General features: G+C 71.4%; 26 protein-coding genes. 14 read left to right on the plus strand and 12 right to left on the minus strand.

Annotation, left to right across the window (positions count from 1 at the left end):
* Positions 1-44: 44 nt before the first annotated feature.
* On the minus strand, positions 45-683 hold the full coding sequence (locus VPH61_RS00425; protein WP_332061541.1) for an NAD(P)H-binding protein: 639 nt from the start codon (positions 681-683) through the stop codon (positions 45-47).
* 74 nt (positions 684-757) lie between these two features.
* Here VPH61_RS00425 and VPH61_RS00430 point away from each other — a divergent pair, with 74 nt between their 5' ends.
* Both VPH61_RS00430 and VPH61_RS00435 read left to right on the plus strand, forming a co-directional pair.
* On the plus strand, positions 758-1297 hold the full coding sequence (locus VPH61_RS00430; protein WP_332061542.1) for an NUDIX domain-containing protein: 540 nt from the start codon (positions 758-760) through the stop codon (positions 1295-1297).
* 21 nt (positions 1298-1318) lie between these two features.
* On the plus strand, positions 1319-2215 hold the full coding sequence (locus tag VPH61_RS00435) for a transposase (protein ID WP_332061543.1): 897 nt from the start codon (positions 1319-1321) through the stop codon (positions 2213-2215).
* A 7-nt stretch (positions 2216-2222) separates the two neighbouring features.
* Here VPH61_RS00435 and VPH61_RS00440 read toward each other — a convergent pair whose 3' ends face one another.
* Complete coding sequence (locus tag VPH61_RS00440; RefSeq protein ID WP_332061544.1) at positions 2223-3056, minus strand: alpha/beta fold hydrolase; 834 nt, start codon at positions 3054-3056, stop codon at positions 2223-2225.
* Positions 3057-3066: 10 nt separating this feature from the next.
* A complete protein-coding gene (locus VPH61_RS00445; RefSeq protein ID WP_332061545.1) occupies positions 3067-3648 on the minus strand; it encodes a TetR/AcrR family transcriptional regulator in 582 nt (193 codons plus the stop codon).
* 125 nt (positions 3649-3773) lie between these two features.
* On the opposite strand from VPH61_RS00445, the gene VPH61_RS00450 reads away from it, so the two are divergent.
* Entirely contained in the window at positions 3774-4610 is an 837-nt protein-coding gene (locus tag VPH61_RS00450) for an alpha/beta hydrolase (RefSeq protein ID WP_332061546.1), read from the plus strand.
* A gap of 105 nt (positions 4611-4715) precedes the next feature.
* On the opposite strand, the gene VPH61_RS00455 is transcribed toward VPH61_RS00450, so the two are convergent.
* Positions 4716-4910, minus strand: a complete 195-nt coding sequence (locus tag VPH61_RS00455; RefSeq protein ID WP_332061547.1) for a hypothetical protein — start codon at positions 4908-4910, stop codon at positions 4716-4718.
* A 64-nt stretch (positions 4911-4974) separates the two neighbouring features.
* Positions 4975-5577, minus strand: a complete 603-nt coding sequence (locus VPH61_RS00460) for a class I SAM-dependent methyltransferase (protein ID WP_332061548.1) — start codon at positions 5575-5577, stop codon at positions 4975-4977.
* A gap of 99 nt (positions 5578-5676) precedes the next feature.
* Here VPH61_RS00460 and VPH61_RS00465 point away from each other — a divergent pair, with 99 nt between their 5' ends.
* Positions 5677-6423, plus strand: coding sequence for an EI24 domain-containing protein (locus VPH61_RS00465; protein WP_332061549.1), 747 nt, complete (start codon positions 5677-5679; stop codon positions 6421-6423).
* 82 nt (positions 6424-6505) lie between these two features.
* Complete coding sequence (gene yiaA / locus VPH61_RS00470; protein WP_332061550.1) at positions 6506-6985, plus strand: inner membrane protein YiaA; 480 nt, start codon at positions 6506-6508, stop codon at positions 6983-6985.
* A 76-nt stretch (positions 6986-7061) separates the two neighbouring features.
* On the opposite strand, the gene VPH61_RS00475 is transcribed toward yiaA, so the two are convergent.
* The gene (locus VPH61_RS00475) at positions 7062-8219 is read right to left on the minus strand and encodes an epoxide hydrolase family protein (protein ID WP_332061551.1); all 1158 of its coding nucleotides are present in this window, start codon (positions 8217-8219) and stop codon (positions 7062-7064) included.
* A 62-nt stretch (positions 8220-8281) separates the two neighbouring features.
* Here VPH61_RS00475 and VPH61_RS00480 point away from each other — a divergent pair, with 62 nt between their 5' ends.
* Together VPH61_RS00480 and VPH61_RS00485 are read left to right on the plus strand one after the other, a co-directional pair.
* Positions 8282-9241: a helix-turn-helix transcriptional regulator gene (locus VPH61_RS00480; RefSeq protein WP_332061552.1), complete on the plus strand. Its 960-nt coding sequence runs from the start codon at positions 8282-8284 to the stop codon at positions 9239-9241.
* A gap of 117 nt (positions 9242-9358) precedes the next feature.
* Positions 9359-12862, plus strand: coding sequence for a glycosyl hydrolase family 95 catalytic domain-containing protein (locus VPH61_RS00485; protein ID WP_332061553.1), 3504 nt, complete (start codon positions 9359-9361; stop codon positions 12860-12862).
* 83 nt (positions 12863-12945) lie between these two features.
* Here the strand turns inward: VPH61_RS00485 and VPH61_RS00490 are convergent, their stop codons facing one another.
* Entirely contained in the window at positions 12946-14139 is a 1194-nt protein-coding gene (locus VPH61_RS00490; RefSeq protein WP_332061554.1) for a hypothetical protein, read from the minus strand.
* A gap of 77 nt (positions 14140-14216) precedes the next feature.
* Positions 14217-15206 carry an ArsR/SmtB family transcription factor gene (locus tag VPH61_RS00495; protein WP_332061555.1) on the minus strand — a complete coding sequence of 330 codons (990 nt, stop codon included), beginning with the start codon at positions 15204-15206 and terminating at the stop codon, positions 14217-14219.
* Positions 15207-15288: 82 nt separating this feature from the next.
* On the opposite strand from VPH61_RS00495, the gene VPH61_RS00500 reads away from it, so the two are divergent.
* Positions 15289-15681: a cupin domain-containing protein gene (locus VPH61_RS00500; protein ID WP_332061556.1), complete on the plus strand. Its 393-nt coding sequence runs from the start codon at positions 15289-15291 to the stop codon at positions 15679-15681.
* A 9-nt stretch (positions 15682-15690) separates the two neighbouring features.
* Here the strand turns inward: VPH61_RS00500 and VPH61_RS00505 are convergent, their stop codons facing one another.
* The gene (locus VPH61_RS00505; protein WP_332061557.1) at positions 15691-16482 is read right to left on the minus strand and encodes a siderophore-interacting protein; all 792 of its coding nucleotides are present in this window, start codon (positions 16480-16482) and stop codon (positions 15691-15693) included.
* Positions 16483-16582: 100 nt separating this feature from the next.
* Between VPH61_RS00505 and VPH61_RS00510 the strand changes: the two genes are divergently transcribed.
* Entirely contained in the window at positions 16583-17101 is a 519-nt protein-coding gene (locus VPH61_RS00510) for a gluconokinase (protein WP_332061558.1), read from the plus strand.
* 9 nt (positions 17102-17110) lie between these two features.
* Here VPH61_RS00510 and VPH61_RS00515 read toward each other — a convergent pair whose 3' ends face one another.
* On the minus strand, positions 17111-17686 hold the full coding sequence (locus VPH61_RS00515; RefSeq protein WP_332061559.1) for a helix-turn-helix domain-containing protein: 576 nt from the start codon (positions 17684-17686) through the stop codon (positions 17111-17113).
* Between the two features lie 67 nt (positions 17687-17753).
* On the opposite strand from VPH61_RS00515, the gene VPH61_RS00520 reads away from it, so the two are divergent.
* The 4 genes from VPH61_RS00520 (at position 17754) to VPH61_RS00535 (ending at position 21412) form a co-directional block, all read left to right on the plus strand.
* Positions 17754-18707 carry an NAD(P)/FAD-dependent oxidoreductase gene (locus VPH61_RS00520; protein ID WP_332061560.1) on the plus strand — a complete coding sequence of 318 codons (954 nt, stop codon included), beginning with the start codon at positions 17754-17756 and terminating at the stop codon, positions 18705-18707.
* 147 nt (positions 18708-18854) lie between these two features.
* Entirely contained in the window at positions 18855-20309 is a 1455-nt protein-coding gene (locus tag VPH61_RS00525) for a glycosyltransferase family 39 protein (protein ID WP_332061561.1), read from the plus strand.
* A gap of 144 nt (positions 20310-20453) precedes the next feature.
* A complete protein-coding gene (locus tag VPH61_RS00530) occupies positions 20454-21080 on the plus strand; it encodes a dihydrofolate reductase family protein (protein ID WP_332061562.1) in 627 nt (208 codons plus the stop codon).
* Positions 21077-21412 carry a hypothetical protein gene (locus tag VPH61_RS00535; protein WP_332061563.1) on the plus strand — a complete coding sequence of 112 codons (336 nt, stop codon included), beginning with the start codon at positions 21077-21079 and terminating at the stop codon, positions 21410-21412. Before VPH61_RS00530 ends, VPH61_RS00535 begins: the two co-directional genes overlap by 4 nt.
* Before the next feature lie 21 nt (positions 21413-21433).
* Here the strand turns inward: VPH61_RS00535 and VPH61_RS00540 are convergent, their stop codons facing one another.
* Both VPH61_RS00540 and VPH61_RS00545 read right to left on the minus strand, forming a co-directional pair.
* Positions 21434-22957, minus strand: coding sequence for an ATP-dependent DNA ligase (locus VPH61_RS00540; protein WP_332061564.1), 1524 nt, complete (start codon positions 22955-22957; stop codon positions 21434-21436).
* Between the two features lie 60 nt (positions 22958-23017).
* The gene (locus VPH61_RS00545) at positions 23018-23656 is read right to left on the minus strand and encodes a TetR/AcrR family transcriptional regulator (RefSeq protein ID WP_332061565.1); all 639 of its coding nucleotides are present in this window, start codon (positions 23654-23656) and stop codon (positions 23018-23020) included.
* 83 nt (positions 23657-23739) lie between these two features.
* Here VPH61_RS00545 and VPH61_RS00550 point away from each other — a divergent pair, with 83 nt between their 5' ends.
* Positions 23740-24552, plus strand: coding sequence for an alpha/beta fold hydrolase (locus VPH61_RS00550; RefSeq protein WP_332061566.1), 813 nt, complete (start codon positions 23740-23742; stop codon positions 24550-24552).
* Positions 24553-24583: the final 31 nt, after the last annotated feature.

Here is a 24583-nt window from a genome sequence, read left to right on the forward strand (position 1 = left end):
CGCTGACCGCTCAGGCCCGCATGCCAGCGCTCGAGCGCCGTCGGTCAGCCGAGCGCTTCGGCGATCGGCGTGCTTCCGGCGTTGAAGCGGATGGTTCGGCGCACCGTCGAATCCCGGTGCACCGCCTCGGCGGCGACGGCCGCGACATCCGCTCGATCGACCGTGCCGCCGCTCGACGCTTCGACGTCGATGAGCCCGGTGCCCTCGCCGTCGGTCAGGGTGCTCGGGCCGAGGATGGTCCAGTCGAGCGCCGTGCCCGCGAGATACTCGTCGGCCGCGGCCTTCGCCTCGGCGTAGGCGCGGAACGAGTTGCCCTCGGGCACCCTGTGGTCGGGCGAGCCGAAGTACGACACCATGACGTACCGAACGACGCCCGCGCTCTCGGCGGCGGCCATCGAGCGGATCGCCGCGTCGCGGTCGACGGCATACGTGCGGGCCGGGTCGCCGCCGCCGGCTCCCGCCGACCAGATCACCGCGTCGTGACCGTGCAGGATCTCGGCGAGGTCGTCGACGTCGAGCCGTTCGATGTCGGCCACGACCGGGCGCGCACCCGCGGCGGCGACGTCTTCGGCGTGGTCGGGATTGCGGATGATCGCGTCGACCTCGTCGCCCCGATCTGCGAGCAGGCGCTCGAGCTGCAGGGCGATGTTGCCGTGGCCCCCGATGATCACGATGCGTGCCATGTGCTCCTCCTCCGGCTGGTTCGATCCACGCTACTCCCGGTCGCTTCGGTCGGCCTCGGGCGAGGCGGTGCGCCGTGCCGGTGACGAGTGCAGGGCTGCTGCTCTACCGCGACCTCCGCGAGATGCGCGGGCTCGAGGTCTTCATCGGGCACATGGGCGGGCCGTTCTGGGCGCGCAAGCAGGCCGGCGCGTGGTCGATCCCGAAGGGCGAGTTCACCGCTGAGGACCCGCTTGCCGCTGCCCGTCGCGAGTTCGCCGAGGAGATCGGTGCACCGCCGCCCGAGGTCGACGCCATCGACCTCGGCGCGTTCCGGTACTCGTCGGGCAAGACCGTGCGGGTGTTCGCCTGCCGCGCACCCGACTTCGAGATCGACGAGGTGCGCTCGAACACCTTCGAGGTCGAGTGGCCGCCGCGTTCGGGGCGGCGCCAGGTGTTCCCCGAGATCGACGAGGCCAGATGGACGCCCGTCTTCGAGGCTCGCGAGCTGCTGGTCGCGGGCCAGAGGCCCGCGATCGACGCGCTGCTGGCCGCGCTCGACGGGTCGGCCGATGGATCGCCGGACGGATCGCCAGGCTCAGCGCCCGGCGGGGCGTCCGACGGATCACCCGAGTGAGTTCGAGCGAAAGGACGTGACATGCCCGGCGACGCGCTCGACGAGGCCGCGACGGAGCTCTACTCGCTGCGCCCCGACGAGTTCACCGCCGCGCGCAACGAGCGAGCGAAGGCCGTGGCCGCCGACGACCGCGAGTTCGCGGCGGGCATCCGCGAGTTCCGGCGGCCCGCTCCCGCGGCGTGGCTCGTGAACCAGCTCGTGCGGCACCGGCCCGACGAGTTGGAGGCGATCCTCGAGCTCGGCGCGGAGGCTCGGGAGGCGCAGGGCCGCTTCGACGCGGCCGAACTCGCCGAGCTCGGCCGGCAGCGCCGGCGCCTCGTCTCGGCGCTCGCCCGCGAGGCCGGCGCACTCGCCGAGGAGCTCGGCTCCCCCGTGCGCACGCCCGTGCTCGACGAGGTCGCCCAGACGCTCCAGGCGGCGATGTCGGATGCCGTTGCGGCCGACGCTGTGAGAACCGGCCGGCTCGTGCGCGCGCTCGAGGCCGTCGGCGTCGAGGTCGACCTGACCGACGCGGTCGCGGGCGGGCCGGCGCCGCGCACAGAGCCTGCCCGAGCTCGGGCCGACCGCGATGCCGGCGGCAAGCCGAGTGCCGCTGCGATGAAACGGGCCGAGGCGAACCGGCGTCGCGCCGAACACGCGGTCGCCGATGCCGAGAAGCGCGCGGCCGCGGCATCCGCTGCGCTCGAAGCGCTCGATGCCCGGCTCGACGAGGCGGGCCGGGAACACCGCGAGCTCACGACGCGCCGCGACGAACTCGAAGCGGAACTGCGCGAGGTCGAGACGGCGATCTCCGACGCCGATCGCGCGACCCGTGCGCTCACTCGCGAGCGGGATCGCGCGGCCCGCGACGCGGAGGCAGCAGAGGTCGACGCCGACGAGGCACGAGAGACGCTGGCTGGACTCGAGACCGCCGAATAGCACGGCGTCAGGTGCGCTCGAGCAGCCAGTCCATGGCGTCGGGCACGACGTCGAGCACCGAGACGTGCCCGTCGTCGAGGCGCATCCAGAGCGAGGCGCGCGGAATGTACGCGACGAGCCACGAGGCGTGCTTGGCGGGCACCACGCGATCGCCCTCGCCCTGCACGAGCAGCACCGGGGCGACGATGCCCGCAAGATCGAAGCCCCACGGGGCGGCGAAGGCGACGTCGTCGTCGACGAGGCCGTCGGGCCAGGCTTCGCCCGCGCGTCCGGCGTCGCCGCCGAGCGATCCCCAGCGCTCCTCGAGAGCCGCCCAATCGACGGGCAGGAACTGCGACGGGTCGAACTCCTGGTCGGTCTCGGCGAACGTCGCGCGAGCGGCGCGCCCATCGACGGCTGCTCGGAGCCCGCCCGGTGCGGCCATGCCCGCGAACCAGTCGTAGTCGTCGGTGCGCGGCGCGATGCCGGCGAGCGTGACCGCACCCGTGACGCGCTCGGGCAGCAGCGCCGCGCAGGCGAGCGCATGGGGGCCGCCGCCGGAGGCGCCCATGACGGCGAACCGGTCGACACCCAGCGCGTCGGCGATGACCGAGACATCCGCTGCCGCCGAGGCGACGTCGCGGCCCGGTCGCGGGGTCGACCCGCCGTACGACGGGCGCCCGTACGAGACGAGACGAATGCCGCGAGCGGATGCCGCAGCGAGCACGGGCTCGAGCGGGGCACCGGTCTGCGGGGAGCCGTGGTGCCAGACGAGCGTGAGCGGCGACGCGGCATCCGGCCCCGTGTCGTAGGCGTGCAGGCTGCCGCCGTCGCGGACGGGGATGTCGTGTTCGGTGATCAAATGACGCCCCTCAGCCTTGCACGCCGGCGGCGCGAGCCGCAGCAGCGCTGAACGCCGGTCGCACGCGCTCCCACCCATCGAGGTAGCCGCCGACCATCGCGGCATCGCGCAGCAGCACGAGCTGGCCCGCGGCGCCTGCGGCGTCGGCCACCTCGGCCGCCGTCAGCACCGACTCGAGCTCGGAGCGGAACCATGCTCGGTGCTCGGCGACGGCCGTGCGCACGCCGCTCTCGGCGTCGGGGTACTCGGCGGCGGCGTTGATGAACGGGCAGCCTCGCGTGTGGTGACGTGCGACGTCGTCGGCGAGCCCCTCGATCACGAGGCCGACGAGCTGCTTCGGCTCGGCACCGGATGCCTCGGCGGCGGCGAATGCGCCGCGGATGTTCGCGTCCTCGACGCCGAGGTAGGCCTCGACGAGGTCCTCCTTGCCCGGGAAGTGCCGGTAGAAGGTCGCCCGCGTGACGCCGGCCTCGCCGATGATGCGGTCGACGCCGACCGAGTGGATGCCCTCGCGGTAGAAGAGCTCGGAGGCTGTGCGCAGCAATCGTTCGCGCGCTTCGGAGGTGCCCGTGGAGGTGCTTCGAGTTGCCATACCCAAAATGATAGAACGATCTTTCTCTTTTTGCTTGACATGGAGTTCGACCCGGAGTAACTTCACAGACATAGACAGAACGATCGTTCTACCGAACGGTAGGACGCAGATGAAGGAGAGAGAACATGACCGCCACCAAGACCCCCATCGTCCTCATCCACGGCCTCTGGATGACCCCGAAGAGCTGGAACACCTGGGCCGAGTACTTCCGGGCCCGCGGCCACGAGGTCATCGTTCCGGGCTGGCCCGGCATCGACGACCGCGAGGTCGCCGACATCCGCTCGAACCCCGAGCCGCTCGAAGGCATCGGCCTCGCGCAGATCGCCGACCACTACGAGCGCATCATCCGCGCACTCCCCCAGAAGCCGATCATCATGGGCCACTCCTTCGGCGGCCTCCTCACCCAGATGCTCGCCGACCGCGGGCTCGGCGTCGCCTACGTCGGCGTCACGCCCGGCCAGCCCGCCGGCATCACGACCCTGCCGGCGTCGACCCTGTGGACCGGCACGCCGATCCTCTCGAACCCGTTCGCGAAGAACGGCGCCAAGCCCCTCTCGAAGGGGCACTTCCACTTCACCTTCGGCAACGACCTCGACCGCGCGGCATCCGATCGCCTCTGGGAGGAGTTCGCCGTGAACTCCTACAACCGGGTGTTCTTCGAGGGCGTCGCCGGCGCGTTCAACGAGAAGGGAGGCGTGAGCCACGTCGACTACGGCCGCACCGACCGCGCGCCGCTGCTCGTCATCACGGGCGAGATCGACCACGTCGTGCCGCCCGCCATCGGCAAGGCGATCGTGAAGAAGTACCGCGCGACGGGCAGCCCCGCCGTCGTCGAGTACCGCGAGTTCGCCGGTCGCACGCACCGCATCGTCAGCCAGGACGGCTGGGAGGAGGTCGCCGAGTACGCACTCACCTGGGCGACCGAGCACGCCGAGGCGGCAGCGGCCGCACCGGCGGCCTGAGCACGGTGGCCCCATGACGGGACCACTCGTGTCGCACCGGACCGGTGATATCCCGGGTCCGGTGCGACACGAGTGGTCCCGACTTGGTTGAGGGCGCGGGCGGGGTCAGCGCTCGATCGAGTCGGGCCCGTCGCGGCGGCCGAAGACGCCCCGCAGCACGAAGAACACGACGACCGCGACCACGGCGACGATCACGAGCTTGCCGATGAACCAGAGCAGGCTGAACAGCACGTCGACGAGGAACCAGGCGATCACGACGGCGACGATCACGCCGATGACGGTCCAGACGGTGCGGCTCATGCTTCGAGGCTAGTCGACGGGCAGCGGATGCCTCGGGCCCCGGGTGCTTCCGGCTTGGCCGAGCTCACGGCGCGTGGCCGTCGAAGAGCAGGGTGGGCACGGGGCCGAACGGCATCGACCGCACGCGGAACGGCCGTACGTCGTCGCCGACGAACCCCGCCTCCGCGAGCGCCAGGGCGGTGTCGCGGTCCCAGTGGCATCCGTGGCAGAACCGCGCCGTGAACGGCGTCGCGATGCGCTGCACGACTCGCTTCGCGGTGCGCGGCGGTGCCGCGACGTGGTCGACGAAGACGACCCGACCGCCGGGCACGAGCACTCGGCGCACCTCCGCCAGTGCGATCGACGGATCGGCCACCGAGCACAGCACGTAGGTCGCGACGACGGCGTCGACGGAATGGTCGGGCAGCGGAATCGCCTCGGCCTTCGCGTCGAGCGGCTCGGCGCGATGCCCCCACTCCCGCGCCCGCTGCGCGAGCTCCGTGCGGCGTTCGGCGTCGGGTTCGAGGCCGACCCATTCGACGTCGAGGTGCAGGGCGCCGAAGTTCTCGCCCTCGCCTGCCCCGATCTCGAGCACGCGCCCCCGTACGCGGCCGACGAACTCCCGCTCGAGGTCGTCGAGGCGGTCGTCGTCGATGAGCTCGGATGTCGCGACCTTCGCTTGCTCCATGCCGCCATGCGAGCACGTCGGCGGGCGCGCGTCAAGCGGGAGCACGTCGAGCGGGAGCCGAACCCGGCCCGCCGCTCGGCCGCGCCGTAGGCTGAGGTGATGCTCAGGCGATTCCTCTCCGGCGCCGCCCTGCTGCTGCGGGGCTTCGGGTTCTGGGGGCGCCGCCCGGGCCTCATGCTGCTCGGCCTGATTCCCGCGGCAATCGTCTTCGCGATCGTGCTCGGCGCGCTCGTGGCACTCGGCATCCAGTTGCCGACGATCGTCGAGTGGGCGACGCCCTTCGCCGAGCGGTGGGACGAGTTCTGGACCACGTCGCTGCGCATCGCCATCGCCGCGGTGACCTTCGCGGGCGCCGTGCTGCTCGCCGCCGTCACGTTCACCGCACTCACGCTCGCGGTGGGCGATCCGTTCTACGAGCGCATCTGGCGAGCGGTCGAGCTCGAGCTCGGCGGCGAGGTGCCCGATCGGGGCGCCGGCTTCTGGCGAGCCGCTGCCGATGCCGTCGCGCTCATCGCACTCGGCGTCGCCTCGGCGCTCGGTGTCGGCCTGATCGGCCTCGTGCCGGTCGTCGGGTCGATCGCCGCGCCGGTGCTGGGCGTCACGCTCTCGGGCTGGCTGCTCGCCCGTGAGCTCACCGGGCGAGCCTTCGAGGCCCGCGGCATGTCGGCGGCCGATCGCAAGGCTGCGCTCCGCGGCCACCGCGCCCGGATGCTCGGCTTCGGCGTCGCGACCCAGCTGTGCTTCATGGTGCCGCTCGGCGCGATCATCGCGATGCCGGCCGCGGTGGCCGGGTCGACGATGCTCGCGCGGGCCGCCCTCGATGACGATCGTGACGCGCGCCGATAGTGTTCGTGTAGCTGGACGGCTTGCGCTCCGAACTCCGCGCTCAGCCGGGCATTCCGCGACCCGACCAGAAGGAGCCGCCATCATGACCCAGTACCGCACCATCAAGCCCTCGCCCGCGTTCATCGGGGCGTCCTGGGCGGCGCTCGCCAGCGGCATGGGCACCTATCTCATCTCGCTCCTGAACGCCGACATGGAGCTGAACGAGAAGGGCTACTACCTCTCGCTGCTCCTGCTGGGCCTGTTCGCTGCGATCTCCGTGCAGAAGTCGGTGCGCGACCGCTCCGAGCACATCCCGGTCACGAACATCTACTACGGCATCGCCTGGCTGATGCTCGCCGCCGCGCTCACCCTCCTCATCGTCGGGCTCATCAACGCCCGCAGCATCTCCATCAGCGAGAAGCTCGTCTACGGCGTCTCCTTCGCGATGTCGCTCTACGCCGTGGTCGCGATCCAGAAGAACGTGCGCGACCTCGCGACCTCGGAGGATCCCGACGAAGCGCCGGCGTCGCCTCAGCCCTCTCTCCTGCCCGGTTCGCAGCCCAAGGCCGGCGTGCGCGACTGACGGCAGGCTCTCGAGACGGAGCAGCAGAGCGGATGCCGCGGCGCGCGCCGCGGCATCCGCTCTCTGGATTCGCTCGTCAGCGGAGCCCGGCGAAGAACGCCCGGATGTCGCCGGCGACGAGCTCGGGCACTTCGAGCGCCGCGTAGTGGCCGCCCTGCTCGAAGCGGCTCCAGTGCACGATGTTCGAGTTGTCGCGCTCGGCGAAGACCTTGATGGTCTGGAAGTCGTCCTTGAAGACGGCCACGCCGGTGGGTGCGTCGTTCACCTTCGGCGCGGCGTCCTCCGGCTCTGACGCGGCGGCGCGTGCGTTGTCGAGGTAGCTGCGGCTCATGCCGGCGGCGGCATTCGCGAACCAGTTGACGCTCACCTCGGTGATGATCTGCTCGAGGGTGACGAGCGAGGTGCCGTTGCCGAAGGAGTTGAAGAGCTCGCTGTAGGCCAGCAGCGCGATCGGCGAGTCGCTGAGCCCGACGGCCACGGTCTGGGGCCGGCTCGCGTTCATGGTGTTGTAGCCGCCGACCGACTGGAACCACTGCATGTGCTCGAGCCCTGCATAGTCCTGCGGTTCGAGCCGCTCGAACTCGGCGGGGTCGCCGCTCGGGAACGAGAAGAGCTGCAGCACGTGCAGGCCGAGGAAGCCCTCGGGCTTCGCGAGCCCGAGGTCGCGGGCGACGAGCGCGCCGTTGTCGGAGCCGTGGATGCCGTACTCGGCATATCCGAGCCGGCGCATGAGCTCGTCGTAGGCGCGGGCCACGCGGGCGGTGGTCCAGCCGGGCTCGGCGACCGGGTTCGAGAAGCCGTAGCCGGGGGCATCCGGGATCACGACGTCGAAGGCGTCTTCGGCGCGGCCGCCGTGCGCGACGGGGTCGACCAGCAGGTCGATGAGGTCGAGGTAGTCGACGGATGACCCGGGGTAGGTGTGCGCCAGGAGCAACGGCGTCGCACCGGGGTGCTCCGAACGCACGTGGATGAAGTGGATGGGCTGGCCGTCGACCTCGGTGATGAAGTGCGGCACGGCGTTGATGCGCGCCTCGGCGGCGCGCCAGTCGAACACACGCCACGCCTCGACGGCCTCACGGAGGTAGGCGTTCGGCGTTCCCATGTCCCAATCGTCGGCGGGTGCCGGCTGGGGCAGGCGAGTGCGCGCAAGTCGCTCCATGAGGTCGTCGAGGTCGGCCTGGGCGACGTCGATCGTGAACGGGCGGATGTCGGTGTGAGAGGTGGTGTTCGTCATAACTCGACGGTACGGTGCATATAGGAACATTCAGTTCCTAATGATGGATCGAGTTTTCACCCATGTCAGACACCGCCGCCCGACTGCTCTCACTGCTCGCCCTGCTGCAGACCCGGCCCGACTGGACGAGCACCGAACTCGGCGCTCGGCTCGGCGTGACGCCCCGCACCATCCGCAACGACATCGACCGCCTGCGCGAGCTCGACTACCCCGTCGACGCCACCCGCGGTGCTGCAGGCGGCTACCGCCTCGGCGCGGGCGCCAAGCTGCCGCCGCTGCTGCTCGACGACGAGGAGGCCGTCGCCGTCGCGATCGGCCTGCGGGCCGCGACAGGCATCGCCGGAGTCGAGGAGTCGAGCACGCGAGCGCTCACGAAGCTCGAGCAGGTGCTGCCGTCGCGACTGCGACCCACGGTCGAGGCGCTCGCGACCGTGATCGAGCACGCGCCCGAGAACAACGACACGGACGCCCCCGATCCCGAGGTCGACGCCGCAGTGCTCACCGCGGTGGCGAGCGCCATCCGGGGGGCCGAGTGGATGCGGTTCGACTACCAGGGCGACGCCCGCCTCGTCGAGCCGTACCGACTGCTGAGCTGGGCCCGCCGCTGGTACCTCGTGGCACGCGACCCGTCGAGCGGTGAATGGGGCACGTTCCGCGCCGACTGGATCGAGCCGCGCATGCCGACCCGGCGCCGGTTCGAACCCGTCGCGCTGCCCGGCGGCGACTACACGGCCTTCGCGATGCGCTCGATCGCCGAGAGCGGCTGGAAGGTGCACGCACGGCTGCGGATCGCGGCGCCCGCGGATGCCGTGCTCGCCCGCATCCACCATGCGGTCGGCGTGGTCGAAGCCGTCTCCGACGCCGAGTCGGTGCTCGTCACCGGCGCGGATTCCCTCGACACGATCGCCGCCTACATCGGCATGCTCGGCATGGACTTCACCGTCGAGTCCCCCGACGAGCTGCGAGCGCTCCTCCTGACGTACAGCGAGCGCTACGCGCGAGCCGCTCGCAACGCCCACTGAAAACAGGCCTATACATCTGACCTCTCCTTGGACAGAATGGGCTCTGACCGCCGCTCGTTCGAGCATGGCTCGCTTCTCTGTCCTGAAACACCTGATCAATGATGCGCAGGAGTATCGATGAACTTCACCTTCGACCCCCAACGCCGCCGTGTTCTCCAGATCGGCGGTGTCGTCGTGATGGCACCGCTCCTCGGCGACCTGGTCGGCGCGCGGCCCGCCGCAGCCGCACCGCTCACCACCGCCTTCGGCACGACGGTCGCGGCGAGACGAGCCGCGATCACCGCCCCCGAACTCTCGGCCAAGTCGCTCTGGTACGGCACGCCGGCGACGAACTGGGAGTCGCAGGCACTGCCGATCGGCAACGGCCGTCTCGGCGGCATGATCTTCGCGAATCCCGACGAAGAGGTGGTGCAGTTCAACGAGCAGAGCCTCTGGGGCGGCGTCAACAACTACGACAACGCCCTCATGGGCCAGCCCAACAGCGCGTACGACACGAGCGTGACCGGCTTCGGCTCGTACCGCGACTTCGGCACGCTGCGCTTCGCGTTCGCCGCCGGCCCGCGAGTGACCTCGCCGGGCGGCCCGTACAACGTCTCGACGGCCTCCGAAGACGTCGATCGCACGATCGATGCGAAGGCGAGCACCAAGTGGTGCATCATCTCGCCGCCCGCGCAGGTGCTCTGGCAGGCCGAGCTGCCGACGGCCGCGACCGTCTCGAGCTACAGCTTCACGAGCGCGAACGACGTTCCGCTGCGCGACCCGCAGGAGTGGACGCTGTCGGGCTCCTCCGACGGTGCGAACTGGACCGCCCTCGACGCCCGCACCGGCGCACCGTTCGAGAGCCGCGGCCAGACCAAGCAGTACACCTTCACGAACACCACGGCGTATAAGTTCTACCGGTTCACCTTCGTGCCGAAGGCCGGCGTCAGCCACTTCCAGATCGCCGAGATCTCCCTCGGCGGCGTCAGCCTCTCGGGCGGCGCACTCGCCTACGTCTCGTCGCCGAGCGGCGCAGCAGCCGGCACGGATGTCTCGACCGACCTCACCCGCAGCGTCGACGGCGACCCCACCACCGCGTGGCGCGTCGCCGAACCCGGTGACGGCGTGCAGTGGCAGCTCGACCTGCCGAACGGCGTCGCCGCGACGTCGTACGTGCTCACCGCGGCATCCGACGCACCCGAGCAGGACCCCGCCCGCTGGCAGCTCGAAGGCTCGACCGACGGCGTCGCCTGGGTCGCGCTCGACTCGCGCGAGCCCGGAGCGCCATTCGCCGCCCGAGGCGAGGCGAAGACCTACACCTTCGCGAACGGGACGGCGTATCGCTCATACCGCTTCACGTTCGCGACGGCGTCGGGCGCGACCCAGTTCGCGATCGGCGAGGTCGCCCTCGTCGGAGCGTCGTTCGACTCCCGCGCCCTGCGCACGGTCGCCGAATACCGCCGCGGACTCGACACGGCCGTCGGCATGCACGTCACCCGGTTCGACACGGTCGCCGGCCGGGTCGTCCGCGAGGCGTTCGCGAGCCGCGCGGCCGACGTCATGGTGCTGCGCTACACGACCGATGCCGAGTCGGGCATGTCGGGCATCCTGTCCCTGACCTCCGGTCAGTCCGCGCCCTCGACCGCCGCCGGCACCGGTGTCGGCGCCGCACTCTCGTTCAGCGGAGTCATGGCCAACGCGCTGAAGCACGCCTGCACGGTGCGGGTCGTGGAGGCCGACGGCACCGTGACGGTCGAGGGCAACACGCTCCGCGTCGACGGCTGCGGCACCCTGACCCTCGTGCTCGACGCCCGCACCGACTACAAGCTGAGCGCCGCTGAGGGATGGCGCGGCGCGGCGCCCGAGCCCGGCATCGTCGCCGCGATCGACGCGGCCGCGGCGCGCTCCTACGCCGACCTCCGCGCCGAGCACACCGCCCAGGTGTCGCAGCTCATGAACCGGGCGACCGTGAAGTGGGGCGAGACGGATGCCGCGGTGCTGGCGCTGCCCACGAGTGCGCGTCTCGAGCGCTACAAGAAGGGCGAGGCCGACCCCACGCTCGAGCAGGCGCTCTTCGACTACGGGCGCTACCTGCTCCTCAGCTCCTCTCGCCCGGGCGGCCTGCCCGCGAACCTGCAGGGGCTCTGGAACAACAGCAACCAGCCGCCGTGGGCCTCCGATTACCACACGAACATCAACGTGCAGATGAACTACTGGGGCGCCGAGACGACCAACCTCTCGGAGTCGCACTCGGCGCTCGTCGCCTTCATCGAGCAGGTCGCGGTGCCGAGCCGGGTCGCGACGAGGAACGCGTTCGGCCAGCACGTCAGGGGCTGGACGGCCCGCACCTCGCAGTCGATCTTCGGCGGCAACGCGTGGGAGTGGAACACCATCGCAAGCGCCTGGTACGCCCAGCACGTGTACGAGCACTGGGCCTTCACGCAGGACCGCGCCTACCTCGAAGACGTCGCCCTCCCGCTCATCACGGAGATCTGCCACTTCTGGGAGGACGAGCTGAAGGAACTGCCCGACGGCACGCTCGTGGCGCCCAACGGCTGGTCGCCCGAGCACGGGCCGCGCGAAGACGGCGTCATGCACGATCAGCAGATCATCTGGGACCTGTTCCAGAACTACCTCGACGCCACCGCGACGCTCTCCCCGCAGCCCGAGTACCGGGCGACGATCGCCGACCTGCAGTCGCGGCTCGCGCCGAACAAGATCGGCAGCTGGGGCCAGCTGCAGGAGTGGCAGACCGACCGGGACGACCCGAACGACCTGCACCGCCATACCTCGCACCTCTTCGCGGTCTACCCCGGCCGACAGATCACGAGCGAGACGCCCGAACTGGCCGCGGCCGCCCTCGTGTCGCTGAAGGCCCGCAACGGCGAGCGTGACGGCGTGCCATTCACCGAGGCAACGGTCTCGGGCGACAGCCGTCGCTCGTGGACCTGGCCGTGGCGAGCCGCGCTGTTCGCACGTCTCGGCGACGGCGAGCGCGCGCGCTTCATGTTGCGTGGCCTGCTTCGGTACAGCACGCTGACGAACCTGTTCGCGAACCACCCGCCGTTCCAGTTGGACGGCAATTTCGGCATCTCGGGGGCCCTGACCGAGATGCTGCTGCAGAGCCACGCCGGCGTCATCCACCTGCTCCCGGCCCTGCCAGAGGAGTGGAAGGCCAGCGGTTCGTTCACCGGCCTCCGTGCCCGCGGCGGCTACGAGGTGAGTGCCGAATGGCAGAACGGGCAGGTCACAGCCTTCACCGTGACGGCCGACCGGGCGCCGGATGCCCGGCCCGTCACCGTGCGGGTCAACGGTGCAGACCAGCAGGTCACGCCCATCGATCCGAACCCGGATCCGACCCTGAACGTGCCGGTGGTCGCCGGCACGCGGATCATGGGCGGCAAGGTGCTCGTGAGCGTGAAGGCGACGAACAACGAGGCCGTGCCGATCACCGTCGCGTTCGCGTCGGCCTACGGCACGAAGTCGTTCGCGTCCGTCGCGCCCGGCTCGAACGCCGTGCACGCGTTCACCACGCGGAAGACCTCGATCCCCGCCGGCGTGGTCACCGTGACCGTCTCGACGCTCAGCGGCACCCCGGTGACCGCGACGATCGAGGCGGGCTACGACGCGGCATCCCGCTGAGAGCTCGCCGGAGGGGTGTCGCGGCTCAGCGGCACCCCTTCGATCGCTCGATGAGCTCGTCGGAGGGGCGGCGCCTCAGCGGCTCAGCGGCACCCCTTCGATCGCTCGATGAGCTCGTCGGAGGGCCGGCCGTAGAGCCATTCGCCGTTGCCGTTGGGGTCGGTGTGGCCCATGCCGATCGCCCACGCGACGGCCCAGGGCTCGTTGTCGTCGGCGTACTCGCCGACGAGGTCGTAGCACTTCGAGGTGATCGCGTGGCCGACCTCGTGCGTGACGAGCGCGACCATGACCGGGTCGTTCCACTGCTCGGCGATGCTGTTCGAGAGCGTGATCGTCGACAGGCCCCCCTCCCAGGTGTCCCACGTCGCGGTGCCGCCGGCCGAGCCGTTGTCGCCGTAGCCGATGACGATCGGGGCCCAGTCGAACTCGAGCAGCACGCCGCCCGCGATCGAGCGGGCGTACGTCTCGACGGCGACGCGGCGATCGTAGAGCGGGCCCGCCTTCTCCGCCTCTTCGGCGGCGTGCGTCGACTGCAGGGCGCCGGCCGCGACGACGTACGCGTCCATGCGCGCGGCGGCGTCGTATCCCCAGGTGCTGCTCGCGAGCTGCTCGACGCTGTTGCGGTACTCGATGCGCTCGACGTTGCGCGCCGATCCGTTCGCGGCCTCGACCGCGGCGGCGACGGGGGCGATCGCCTCCATGTACGCGTCGCCTGAGACGCTGACCTCGTGGTCGGCCGTCGCGAGGTCGGCGGCGTACTGGTCGGCGTCGGCGGCCATGCCGGCGAGTCGCTCGGTCTCCCCGTTCAGCAGTTCGGAAGCCGCGTCGAGGTCGGAGAACCACACGGGGCGGGGCATCGGCCGGGCGGGTTCGGCGATCTCCGTCTCGGGCGGGGCGGCCATGAGCGCGTCGAGCTCGCCGGCCGCTGCCGACAGCGTTGCCTTCGCCGCGGTGTCGACGAGCGGGTCGGGCGCGGCGAGCACCGATGCCGCGATCTCGGCGGTCGCACCGGCATCCGCTTCGACCGCGGCCGCCGACTCACCGGCCGCCGCGGCCTCGGCGACGGCGAGGCGATGGGCCGCCACCGCCGCGTCGAACCGGAGGTTCGCGATCGCGGTCGCCGCCAGCACTGCCGCCGACAGCAGCAGGAAGAGGGCGACGCCGACCACGGTCCAGGCGACCGCGGCATGTGAACGGCGCACGGGCGGCGCAGCGGGCCCGGTCGGTGTCTGGCCGAGGGGGTCGAGCATCGCGCTCGGTGCGGATTCGAGGGTCACTCGTGAAGTATCCCCGGTCGGGCACGGCCGGGCAATCCGAGCGGATGCCGCGACGCGAGCCGCGGCATCCGCTCGTCTCAGATCGTGGCGCCGACGAGCGCCTCGCCGAGTGGGGTGCGCACGTGCAGTACGCGGGCGCCCTCGCGCCGGCTCGCGATCAGGCCGCTCTCGCGGAGCACCGTGAGGTGGTGCGACGCGGTCGAGAGGGCGAGGCCGCTGTCGGCCGCGACCTGGGTCGTGGTGCGCGGGTCGTGCGCGGCGAGCAGGATCTCGGCCCGGGCCGCGCTGATGAGCGCGCCGAGCGAGCGGGAGGCGGCCGCGGGGTCCTTCGCCCACGTCGCCGTGACTCCCTGCGCCGGGTAGAAGATCGTCGGCTGCGCGGGCGGTTCGGTGAGCACCGCGCAGCCGAGGCCGCCCATCACCGACGGCACGAGCACGAGTCCGCTCCCCCTGCAGTCCACGAGTTCCTCGTGTGCCCGCATGCGCACTCGCACGACATCGCTCTGCCAGGCGACCGACTCGTGCAGTCCGCCAGCCATCGCGGCGATGCCACCGGTCGCCATCCGGCGTGAGCGCACGGCGATGTCGGCCCGCAGCAGCCGTTCGAGCTGCGGCCAGACGGGCTCGAGCACGGCCTGCCACACCTCGTTCCACGCCTCGGCGATCATGGCTCGTGCGTGCAGCGGCCGCTCGATCATGCGGGCGATCGCGTCGTGCCGGGCGCCGGTCGATCGGGCCAGCATCTTCGTGAGGTCGGCACGCAGCAGCTCGGGGCGCACCGCGCCGAGCCGCTCGGCCTCGTCGGCCGGCGTCAGGTCCCAGGTGGGGGTCGCGGTGAGGAAGTCGGGGAAGTACCCGGCCTCGCCGATGATGACGGCCATGAGTTCGAACGCGTCTCGCGGCACGCGGTCGCGCACGCTCCGCAGCCAGCCCCACTGCAGGGGCTGCTCCTCGGGCCGCTGCAGCACCCGCATCGCATGACTCATCTCATGCCCCGGCGAGACGCCGAACCGGATCGCCGAGATGTCGTCGGGTGCCAGCTGGAAGTCCACGAACTTTCGATTCACATCGAAATGCTACCGAGGCGGATGCCGCTGGCGGAGCCTGTTCCCATCGGAACCGCCGAACGATTCCATGAAAGGACGACTCATGACCATCACGACCGCCACCGCCGCCGAGACCACGACGACGACCACCACGTCGATCCCGCCGATCGTCTCCGCCGACGCGATCCGCCTCGGCTCCGGCCGGACGCTCCGCTTCGAGGGGCGCGATCACGGCGCCGCCGTCTCGTACTTCTCCGTCGACAACGAGCCGGGGCAGGGGCCGGGCCTGCACCGCCACCCCTACCCCGAGACCTGGATCGTGCTCGAGGGCGAAGTGCGCATCACGATCGACGAGCAGGAGTTCGTCGCGACCGCGGGCGACACGGCGACCGCGCCCGCGAACACCTGGCACCGCTTCGTCGCGATCGGCACGAGCCGGCTGCGGATGGTCTGCATCCACGCATCCGACGTCATCGTGCAGGAATTCGCCGAGTAGACGCGCCCGTCAGTTCGCTCGCCAGTACCCGCAGAACGTGACGTTGGCCTTCGGCACCCCGCGTTCGCCGACGAGATGGCGGCGGGTGCCCGTCGCGAGCTTCGACTCGCCGGCCGCGAAGGCGTACACGGAGCCCGCGAACTCGGGAAGCTGCCTGAGGTGGTCGAGGCCGGCTGCGCCGGGCGCCTCGCCCGGCCGGCGCACGATCCAGTGCACGTCGACGCCGTCGGGCGCCTCGACGTGCTGCCGGTCGTCGAGGTCGGCCAACTCGATGAGCGCGTCGCCCCGCGCATCGCGCGGGAGGTCGCGCAGGATGCCGACGATCGCCGGCAGCGCGCTCTCGTCGCCGACGAGCAGCGTGCGGTCGGCGTCGACCGGGCGGTAGCCGCAGCCCTGGTCGATGAGGGCGACGGTTGCCCCGAGGGGCAGGCTGTCGGCCCAGGGTCCGGCGATGCCGGAGTCGCCGTGCACCACGAAGTCGATGTCGAGCTCGAGCTCCTCGGGGCGGAACTCGCGCACCGTGTAGTTGCGGATGACCGGCCGGGTCGATCGCGGCAGGGTGAGGTAGCGCAGGTACCCCGCCATGTCGTATGTGCCGGAGAGGTTGTCGAACCGCGTGCCATCGGCGACCGGCACCGCGAGCCGGAACCACTGGTCGAACCCGAGGTGGCGCCACCCTGCGAGGTCGTCGCCCGCCACGGTCAGCCGCACGAAGTGCGGGGAGATGCGGGCCGCACGTGTCACCTCGACCTCGACGACACCGGTCGTCGCGTGCGTGATCTCGATATTGCTGATCGCCACCGGGCCTCCAGAGTTAGGTAACCCTAACCTTAGCGGCGCACCGTCGCGCGCACCACCCGCACGGAGATCCGACCGCCGGCGCACCTGACAGAATTACGGGATGGGCATTCGCATCGCCGTCATGGGCGTCTCAGCGGCCGGAAAGTCGACCGTGGGCCGCGTGCTCGCCGAGCGGCTCGGGCTGCCGTTCCGCGACGCCGACGACCTGCACCCGGCGGCGAACGTGGCGAAGATGGCCTCCGGAGCCGCACTCGACGACGCCGACCGCGAGCCGTGGCTCGATGTCGTCGGCGCCGAGCTCGAAGCCGCGAACACGGGCCTCGTGATGGCGTGTTCGGCCCTGAAGCGCGCCTACCGCGACCGGTTGCGCGCCGCTGCGCCGTCGACCGTGTTCGTGCACCTGCACGGTTCGCACGAGCTGCTCGCGGCTCGCTCGGGCGCGCGCAGCGGGCACTTCATGCCGCCGAGCCTGCTCGACTCGCAGCTCGCGACGCTCGAACCGCTCGCGCCCGACGAGGCCGGCATCACGGTCGACGTCGCCGGTGCGCCCGCCGAGATCGTCGATCGCGCCGTCGCCGCACTCCGACCGTTCATGGAGTCGGTCGCCCCCCGCCCGTGAGCGCCGCGGTCACTCCGCGGTGCGCACGTGCACGCGCTCGCCCTGCACGCTCAGGAGGTTCAGGATCTCGGCGGGCTCGGTCGACGCACTCGCGCTGCCGTGCGGCATCCGGGTGTCGAACTCAGCTGCCTCGCCGGCTTCGAGGATGATCTCGTCGCCGCCGAGCGCGAGCCGCACCCGGCCGCTGAGCACGTAGATCCAGTCGTATCCGTCGTGCGCGCGCTGTTCGACGGGCTGGTCGGGCGGATGCCCCGGCAGCACCATCTTGAAGGCGTGCAGGTCGGGGTTCTGCCGGGTCAGCGGGATGATGGCCTTGCCGTTGCGGTAGAACGGCTTCGGATGCACCCGTGGGTCGGCGATCTGCGGCGCACCGACCAGGTCGTCGAGGTTGGCCCGGTACGCCGCCGCGATGCGGATGAGCAGTTCGAGCGTCGGTCGCCGCAGCCCCGACTCGAGCCGTGAGAGGGTGCTCGTCGAGATACCGGTCTCGGCGGCGAGGTCGGCGAGCGTGTACCCGCGGCGGAGCCGCAGTTCGCGGAGTCGCGGTGCAACGCCGCCGAGCATCGTGTCGAGGTCGTCGTTCATCGAGCCATCCTTTGCCATTTCGGCAACAGTCGTTGCGCTTCGTTCAGGCTATCGCGAGGCTGGAGTCATGCAACAGGAACCCTGGGATGTCATCATCGTCGGCGGCGGCAGCGCCGGACTCAGCGCGGCGCTCATGCTCGTGCGCGCCCGCCGTCGGGTGCTCGTGCTCGACGGCGGCGCCCCGCGCAACCGCTTCGCGGCGCACATGCACGGCGTGCTCGGCCGTGACGGCTGGTCGCCGATGGAGCTGCTCGCCACGGGCCGTGCGGAGGTCGAGCGCTACGGGGGCGTCGTGCGCAGCGACGAGGTCGCCGCGGTCGCGCCCGCCGTCGGGGCCTCCGGCGAGCGCGGCTTCGGCGTGACCCTCGGCACGGGCGAGGTGCACGTCGCGCGCCGCCTGCTCGTCGCCACCGGGCTTCGAGACGAGCTGCCCGCGATTCCCGGACTCGCCGGGCAGTGGGGCCGGGGCGCCGTGGTCTGCCCCTACTGCGACGGCTGGGAGGTGCGCGACCGTCGCATCGGCGTGCTCGCCACCGGCCCGCGCAGCGTGCACCAGGTGCAGCTGCTGCGCCAGTGGTCGCCGACGGTCACCTTCTTCCTGAACGACACGGATGTCGCGGCCGACGATCTCGCCGGCATTCTCGCCCGCGGCATCGAGGTCGAGCGACGCCCCGTCGATCGCGTGCTCTCCGATGACGACGGCACGCTGCGAGGCATCCGTCTCGTCGACGGAGCCGAGGTGGCCCTCGACTCGATCTTCCTCGGACCGACGTTCGTACCGAACGACGGACTGCTCGTCGGGCTCGGCGCCGCGACCGGCGAGGGCTTCGGGCCTGGCGGCGGCGAATGGGTGGAGGTCGACCCGATGGGTCGCACGAGCGTCGCCGGTCTCTGGGCGGCGGGCAACGTCGTGAACCCCGCAGCGTCCGTGCCGGGCGCTGCAGGGGGCGGCAACCTCGCGGGCGCGGCCATCAACGCCGATCTCATCGAGGAGGAGATCCGCACCGCGCTCGCCTCGTGACCGAGCACGGTTCCGGGCCGAAGCGCCACCCCCTCGCGGAGGCGAGCATCAGTGCGCATCATGGCCCTGATGGTCAGGTCGGAGCACGTCGCAGGCACCGACTCCGTGACGAGGAGCCGATCGACCGCCCGCTGGCCGGATGGGCGCGTGGCGGTTGTCATCGGTGCCGCGACGACCGTCGTCGTGGTCGCCGGGTCGTGGATCCCGTCGATCTGGGGCGACGAGGCCGCGAGCATCATGTCGGCGCGCCGCGACTGGGCCTCCCTCTGGGCGATGCTCGGCACGGTCGACGCCGTGCACGGGCTCTACTACGTGCTGCTGCACCTGTGGATCGACGTCGCCGGCGACTCGCCGTTCGCGATCCGCCTGCCCTCGGGCCTGGCCGTGGGCGCGGCATCCGCCGGTCTCTACCTGCTGGTCCGCCGCCGTGCACCGCGCGAGACGGCGGTGATCGCCGCGGTGATCTTCGCCGTGCTGCCGCGCGTGACGTTCCTCGCGACGGAGGCCCGCTCGCTCGCGTTCTCGACCGCGGCCGCCGTCTGGCTCACGCTGCTCGCGCTGCGGCTGCTCGACGCGCCCATGCGCCGGGCGTGGTGGTGGGTCTACGCCGTCGGGCTCGCGCTCGCGAGCTACCTCTTCCTCTACACGGCACTGCTCATTCCGGTGCACGCCGTCGTCGTGGCCCTCGAGCTGCGCCGGGCGGGGCGGGCGCGCGGCCCCCGTCTGCTGCCCTTCCTGCTCGCCTGGGCGGGCGCGGCCCTGCTCGCCGTTCCGATCGGCGTCGCGGCCGTCATGCAGCGCGACCAGATCGCGTTCTCGAGGGCGTCGCGCGAGGTGACGCCCGAGGCGGTGCTCATCCGGCAGTGGTTCATGTTCGAGCCGGTCGCACTCGTGGCGTTGGCCTGCATCACGGTGGCCGTCGCCGTCGTCATCACCCGCGCGGTACCGCAGCGCCGCGTCGCGGCATCCGCTGATCGGCAGCTGCTCGTGCTCGGCGCGGCGTGGGCGCTCGTGCCGACCGCGGCCCTGCTGCTCGTCGCGGCCGTCGCCTCGCTCGGCTACACGCCCCGCTATCTCGCGTTCTGCGCGCCCGGAGCGGCGATCCTGATCGCGATCGCCGTCGCAGCTCTCCCCCGCCGCTGGCTGCGGGTCGTCGCCATCGCCGTCATCGCGGTGCTCGCACTGCCCGCCTACCTCGATCAGCGGTCGCCGTACTGGAAGAACGGCGGCACCGACTGGCAGGCGGTCTCCGAGGTCGTCGACGAGGTCTCCGAACCCGGCGACGGCATCGTGTTCGACGAGACCGTTCGCCCATCGCGACGACCACGTCTCGCGATGCACGCCTATCCGCACGGCTTCGAGGGCCTCGTCGACCTCGCACTCGTGCGCCCGTACGACGCGACCGACCACCTGTGGGACGTCACGGCGCCGCTCGGCGAACTCGACGAACGCCTCGAGGCGGTCGACCGAGTCGTCGTGGTGTCGCGCGGGGCCGCCGGCGTCGAGGACGACGTCGCGACCCTTCGGCGCGCCGGCTTCGAGCCGAGTGAGCGCGTGGAGCTCGTGTCGACCGTGATCACGGTGCACGAGCGCAGGCCGTGATGCGCACTCCCGATCGCGACCGGATCGGGGGTTCCATCGACCCGGCCGATGCGGGAGATTAGAACCGATGCCGAAGCACGGCATCCCATTCGATGTTCGAGTACGGGGCGGCATCCGTCGCCGTTCACTGCGAAGGAGCACATCATGGGAATCATCGTCGTCGACCTCTTCATCACCCTCGACGGGGTGTACCAGGGGCCGGGAGGCGCCGAGGAGGACACCTCGGGCGGATTCGAGCTGGGCGGCTGGCAGGGCGCGTACTTCGACGACGAGACCGGCGAGTCGATCGACGCCGGCATCGACCGCCTGCAGGCGCTGCTGCTCGGGCGCACGACCTACGACATCTTCGCCGGCTACTGGCCGAACGTGAGCGACGAGGAGCCGATCGCGGCGAAGTTCAACGCCGTGCCGAAGTTCGTCGCCTCGCGCACCCTGAGCGATCCGAGCTGGGCCGGCACAACCGTGGTGCGGGATGTCGCGACCGAGGTGGCGGCGATTCGCGACCGGTTCGACGAGATCCACGTGATCGGCAGCGGCGACCTCACGCGATCCCTCATCGCCGAGGGGCTCGTCGATCGGCTCAACCTGTGGGTGTACCCGATCGTGCTAGGTTCCGGAAAACGGCTCTGGGCCGAGGGGTTCGTGCCGACGGCGTTCGCGCTCGCCGAACCGCCGAAAGCGTTCCCGAAGGGCGCCGTGCAGCTCGTCTTCGAACGAGCGGGCGACCCCGTCACGGGCTTCGACATGGCCGCCGAGGCCCCCCTCGCATGAACGACGCGCCCAAGGCCGAACGCGAGGCGGGCCGCCGGCGACTCGACGAGCTCGCACCCGAGCTGCTCGCTCGACCCGACGTCGCGATCGGCCGGATGTTCGGCTCCGACGGCGTCTCGGTGCGCGGCAAGCTCTTCGCGTTCGTGGCGAACAGCGGCAGCCTCGTGGTGAAGCTGCCCGAGGCCCGCATCGACGAGCTCGGGCTCGACAACATGGTGATGCGCGGGCGGCCGATGCGGGAGTGGGCGGTCGTGCCGTTCGGCGACGGCGTCGACCGGTGGCGCGAGATCGCGAGCGAGGCGCATGCCTTCGTCGACTCGATCACGCCGTGAATCGCCGCGGGCTCGGCCGCGTCACACGCGCAGTAGGCCCCGGAGCGTCTGGATCGTGTCGGCATCGGCCGCCGTCTTGTCGTCGCGGTAGCGCTTCACCCTCGCGAAGCGCAGCGCGATGCCGCCCGGGTAGCGGCTCGAGCGCTGCACGCCGTCGATCGCGATCTCGACGACGATGACCGGCTCGACCCACACCGTGTTGTCGGTGCGCCGGGTCTCGATCTGCGGAAAGCGCTCGGTCTGCCAACGCAGCAGCTCGTCGGTGAGCCCCTTGAAGGTCTTGCCGACCATCACGAATCCGCCGGGCTCGCCGAACTCGCCGGTCGGGTCGAGCGCGCCGAGGTGCAGGTTCGAGAGCCACCCCGTGCGCCGGCCCGAACCCCATTCGCAGGCGAGCACGACGAGGTCGTAGGTGAGCACGGGCTTGACCTTGATCCAGCTCGAGCCGCGCCGGCCCGCCGCGTAAGGCGAGCCGATGGCCTTGACGACCACGCCCTCCTGGCCGGCGGCGAGCGCGTCGCGCGAGACCCGCTCGGCGACCTCGGGGTCGGCGGTGACCTCGCCGGGGATGCGGTGCGCGGGTGCGATGCGTTCGAGCTCGGCGAGTCTCGTCGCGAGCGGTTCGTCGAGCAGGTCGCGCCCGTCGACGTGCAGCACGTCGAAGAACCACGGATGCAGCACCGTCTCGCGCGCGGACTCGGCGCCGAAGCTCGACATCGTGTCTTGGAACGGCCGAGGCGCTCCGTCTTCGTCGAGCGAGAGCGTCTCGCCGTCGAGGATCACGTCGTGCACCGGCAGTCGTCGCACGACGTCGACGACCTCGGGCAGTCGCCGGGTCACGTCGGCGAGGTTGCGGGTGAAGACCCGCACTTCGTCGCCCGCGCGGTGCACCTGGATGCGCGCGCCGTCGAGCTTGAACTCGACCGAGGCTTCGCCAGTGGTCTCGAGCGCGGCGGCCGCGCTCGACGCCGTGGCCGCGAGCATCGGCAGCACGGGCCGCCCGACGACGAGGCCGACGGCCTCGAGTTCGGCCTCGGAGCCGGTCAGCGCGAGCCGAGCGGTCTCACCGAGGTCGCCCGAGAGCATCGCCGCGCGGCGCACGACGGCGACCGGTCGTTCGGCCGCCCGGGCGATCGCGTCGGTGACGACGCCCTCGAGCGCCCCGGTGCGCACCTCGCCGAGCAGCACCCGGCCGATGAAGCCCTGCTCGCGATCGGTCGCACGACCGATCAGGTCGGCGAGCTCGCGGGCTCGCTCGCCCGACGACCCGGCACCGGATGCCGCGGCGAGCCGATCGAGCACGGCGTCGAGTTCGCCCACGGTGATCGTCGGCTGCTCGGCGGGCTGCCCGGTCGCGGCGGCGACCCCGCGCCATCCGACGCCCACGCGGCCCTGCCGCGGCTTGCCGACGAGGAACCCGATGGCCGGCGCGATCTCGTCGGGCTCGAGTCGGCGCAGCTGCTCGGCCAGCGCCTCGATCTTCGCGAGGCGCGAGCGGGTCGACGTGACGGTGTCGGCGGTCAGCACGAGTTCATCGAGCAGCACGGGCCCAGTCTGCCACCGGCGACCGACATGCGGGCCGCGGTCGCGGCGGCCGGCGGGTGCTCAGTGCCGGTCGGCGCCGTACGTCGCGACGAACACCCGCGCCGCGTGCGCGGCATGCCGCCGCAGTGCGTCGGCATCGGGGATCGCGTCGTCGCCGAGCAGCATCGCCTCGTTCATGGGGGCGCCCATGACGAGCCAGTTGAAGGTCGTCGCCGCTTCGACCGCGTCATCGACCGAGAGCAGGCCGCGCTCGGCGAGCGCGGCGATCGTGACCGCGAGCGAGCGGATGGCGCGTGCCGGCCCGTTCTCGTAGAGCGCCCTGGCGAGGTCGGGAAAGCGCTCGACCTCGCCGATGACGAGTCGGCGCAGCCGCAACAGCCTCGGGGTCATCACGACGGTGAGCTCGTCGGCGGCATAGCGCTCGAGGAACCCGGCGACGTCACCGTCGGGCGCGGGCACCTCGTCGAGGTCGTGCAGGCCGTCACCCGCCCGGGCGGTCATCGACGAGACGAGTTCGACGAAGAGCGCCTCCTTGCTGCCGAAGTGGGCGTAGACCGTCTGCTTCGACACCTGCGAGAGCTCGGCGAGCTCGTCCATGCTCGTGCCGAGGTAGCCGTGGCGCAGAAACAACTGCTCGGCCGCGGCGAGCATGGCGAGGTGCTTGCGCTCCGATTGCGTGGGTGCCTTCGCGACGGCCATGCACACTCTCCCTTGACGTTTCGTGCTAGACAGTCTAGTTTGAGAAAATCAAACTGGTCAGTCCATTTCGAGAAGGGGATCTCATGTCCGAGTTCGTGACCACCTCAGCCGGCGACCGCGTCGCCTACGACCGCCGCGGCGACGGCCCGGCGCTCATCTTCGTCGTCGGCGCCGGCCCGTGGCGCGAGGTCGACCCCGACACCACCCGCACGGCCGAGCTCCTGGCCGACCGCGGCGTCACCGCGATCGTGTACGACCGCGTCGGGCGCGGTGAGAGCGCCGTCGAGGGGGTCATCACGCTCGAACGCGAACTCGCGGCGATCGAGGCGCTCATCGACGTCGTCGGCGGTCGAGCCGCGCTCTGCGGTCACTCGTCGGGCTGCTCGATCTCGCTGCGTGCTGCGGTCGACGGGCTCCCCGTCGCCGCGCTGGCGCTCTGGGAGGCGCCGCTCGCACCGCCGAACAGCGGCGCCCGCGAGTGGGCCGACGAGGTGAACCGGCGCATCGACGCCGGCGAGAACGCCGCCGCCCTCGACGAGTACATGAAAGACATGCCGCCCGAGATCCTCGAGATCGTGCGCAGCATCCCCGCCATGATCGAGCAGGCGCCGAGCCTGCGCCCCGACGGCGAATCGCTCGCGTGGGCCGAGTCGGCACCGCACGCGCAGCTCTTCGGCGGCCTCCGCATTCCAGTGCTCGCGATGGTCGGCGAGGCGACCTACGACATCATGACGCCGGCCGCCGAATCCATCGCCGCCGCCGTCCCCGGAGCGAGCTGGAAGCCGATGCCCGGCAGCGAGCACGGCTGGGAGCCCGAAGCCATGGCCGCCGAACTCGCGGCCTTCGTGCACGCGACGCACGCCGCCGACCCTGTGGCCAGGGCGACGGCGCGCTAGGCGAACGCGAGAACGCCCGACCGGTCTCCCG

Origin of the sequence: Agromyces sp. CCNWLW203 (assembly GCF_036576125.1) — a bacterium.
Classification (GTDB): domain Bacteria; phylum Actinomycetota; class Actinomycetes; order Actinomycetales; family Microbacteriaceae; genus Agromyces.

Bases quoted from the DNA above. Each gene is read 5' to 3' on its own strand.
- VPH61_RS00460 (WP_332061548.1), bottom strand. From the start codon at position 5,577: ATGGAGCAAGCGAAGGTCGCGACATCCGAGCTCATCGACGACGACCGC.
- yiaA (WP_332061550.1), top strand. From the start codon at position 6,506: ATGACCCAGTACCGCACCATCAAGCCCTCGCCCGCGTTCATCGGGGCG.
- VPH61_RS00450 (WP_332061546.1), top strand. From the start codon at position 3,774: ATGACCGCCACCAAGACCCCCATCGTCCTCATCCACGGCCTCTGGATG.
- VPH61_RS00510 (WP_332061558.1), top strand. From the start codon at position 16,583: ATGGGCATTCGCATCGCCGTCATGGGCGTCTCAGCGGCCGGAAAGTCG.
- VPH61_RS00545 (WP_332061565.1), bottom strand. From the start codon at position 23,656: ATGGCCGTCGCGAAGGCACCCACGCAATCGGAGCGCAAGCACCTCGCC.
- VPH61_RS00520 (WP_332061560.1), top strand. From the start codon at position 17,754: ATGCAACAGGAACCCTGGGATGTCATCATCGTCGGCGGCGGCAGCGCC.
- VPH61_RS00445 (WP_332061545.1), bottom strand. From the start codon at position 3,648: ATGGCAACTCGAAGCACCTCCACGGGCACCTCCGAAGCGCGCGAACGA.
- VPH61_RS00465 (WP_332061549.1), top strand. From the start codon at position 5,677: ATGCTCAGGCGATTCCTCTCCGGCGCCGCCCTGCTGCTGCGGGGCTTC.
- VPH61_RS00550 (WP_332061566.1), top strand. From the start codon at position 23,740: ATGTCCGAGTTCGTGACCACCTCAGCCGGCGACCGCGTCGCCTACGAC.
- VPH61_RS00475 (WP_332061551.1), bottom strand. From the start codon at position 8,219: ATGACGAACACCACCTCTCACACCGACATCCGCCCGTTCACGATCGAC.
- VPH61_RS00480 (WP_332061552.1), top strand. From the start codon at position 8,282: ATGTCAGACACCGCCGCCCGACTGCTCTCACTGCTCGCCCTGCTGCAG.
- VPH61_RS00435 (WP_332061543.1), top strand. From the start codon at position 1,319: ATGCCCGGCGACGCGCTCGACGAGGCCGCGACGGAGCTCTACTCGCTG.
- VPH61_RS00500 (WP_332061556.1), top strand. From the start codon at position 15,289: ATGACCATCACGACCGCCACCGCCGCCGAGACCACGACGACGACCACC.
- VPH61_RS00530 (WP_332061562.1), top strand. From the start codon at position 20,454: ATGGGAATCATCGTCGTCGACCTCTTCATCACCCTCGACGGGGTGTAC.
- VPH61_RS00515 (WP_332061559.1), bottom strand. From the start codon at position 17,686: ATGAACGACGACCTCGACACGATGCTCGGCGGCGTTGCACCGCGACTC.
- VPH61_RS00455 (WP_332061547.1), bottom strand. From the start codon at position 4,910: ATGAGCCGCACCGTCTGGACCGTCATCGGCGTGATCGTCGCCGTCGTG.
- VPH61_RS00425 (WP_332061541.1), bottom strand. From the start codon at position 683: ATGGCACGCATCGTGATCATCGGGGGCCACGGCAACATCGCCCTGCAG.
- VPH61_RS00485 (WP_332061553.1), top strand. From the start codon at position 9,359: ATGAACTTCACCTTCGACCCCCAACGCCGCCGTGTTCTCCAGATCGGC.
- VPH61_RS00535 (WP_332061563.1), top strand. From the start codon at position 21,077: ATGAACGACGCGCCCAAGGCCGAACGCGAGGCGGGCCGCCGGCGACTC.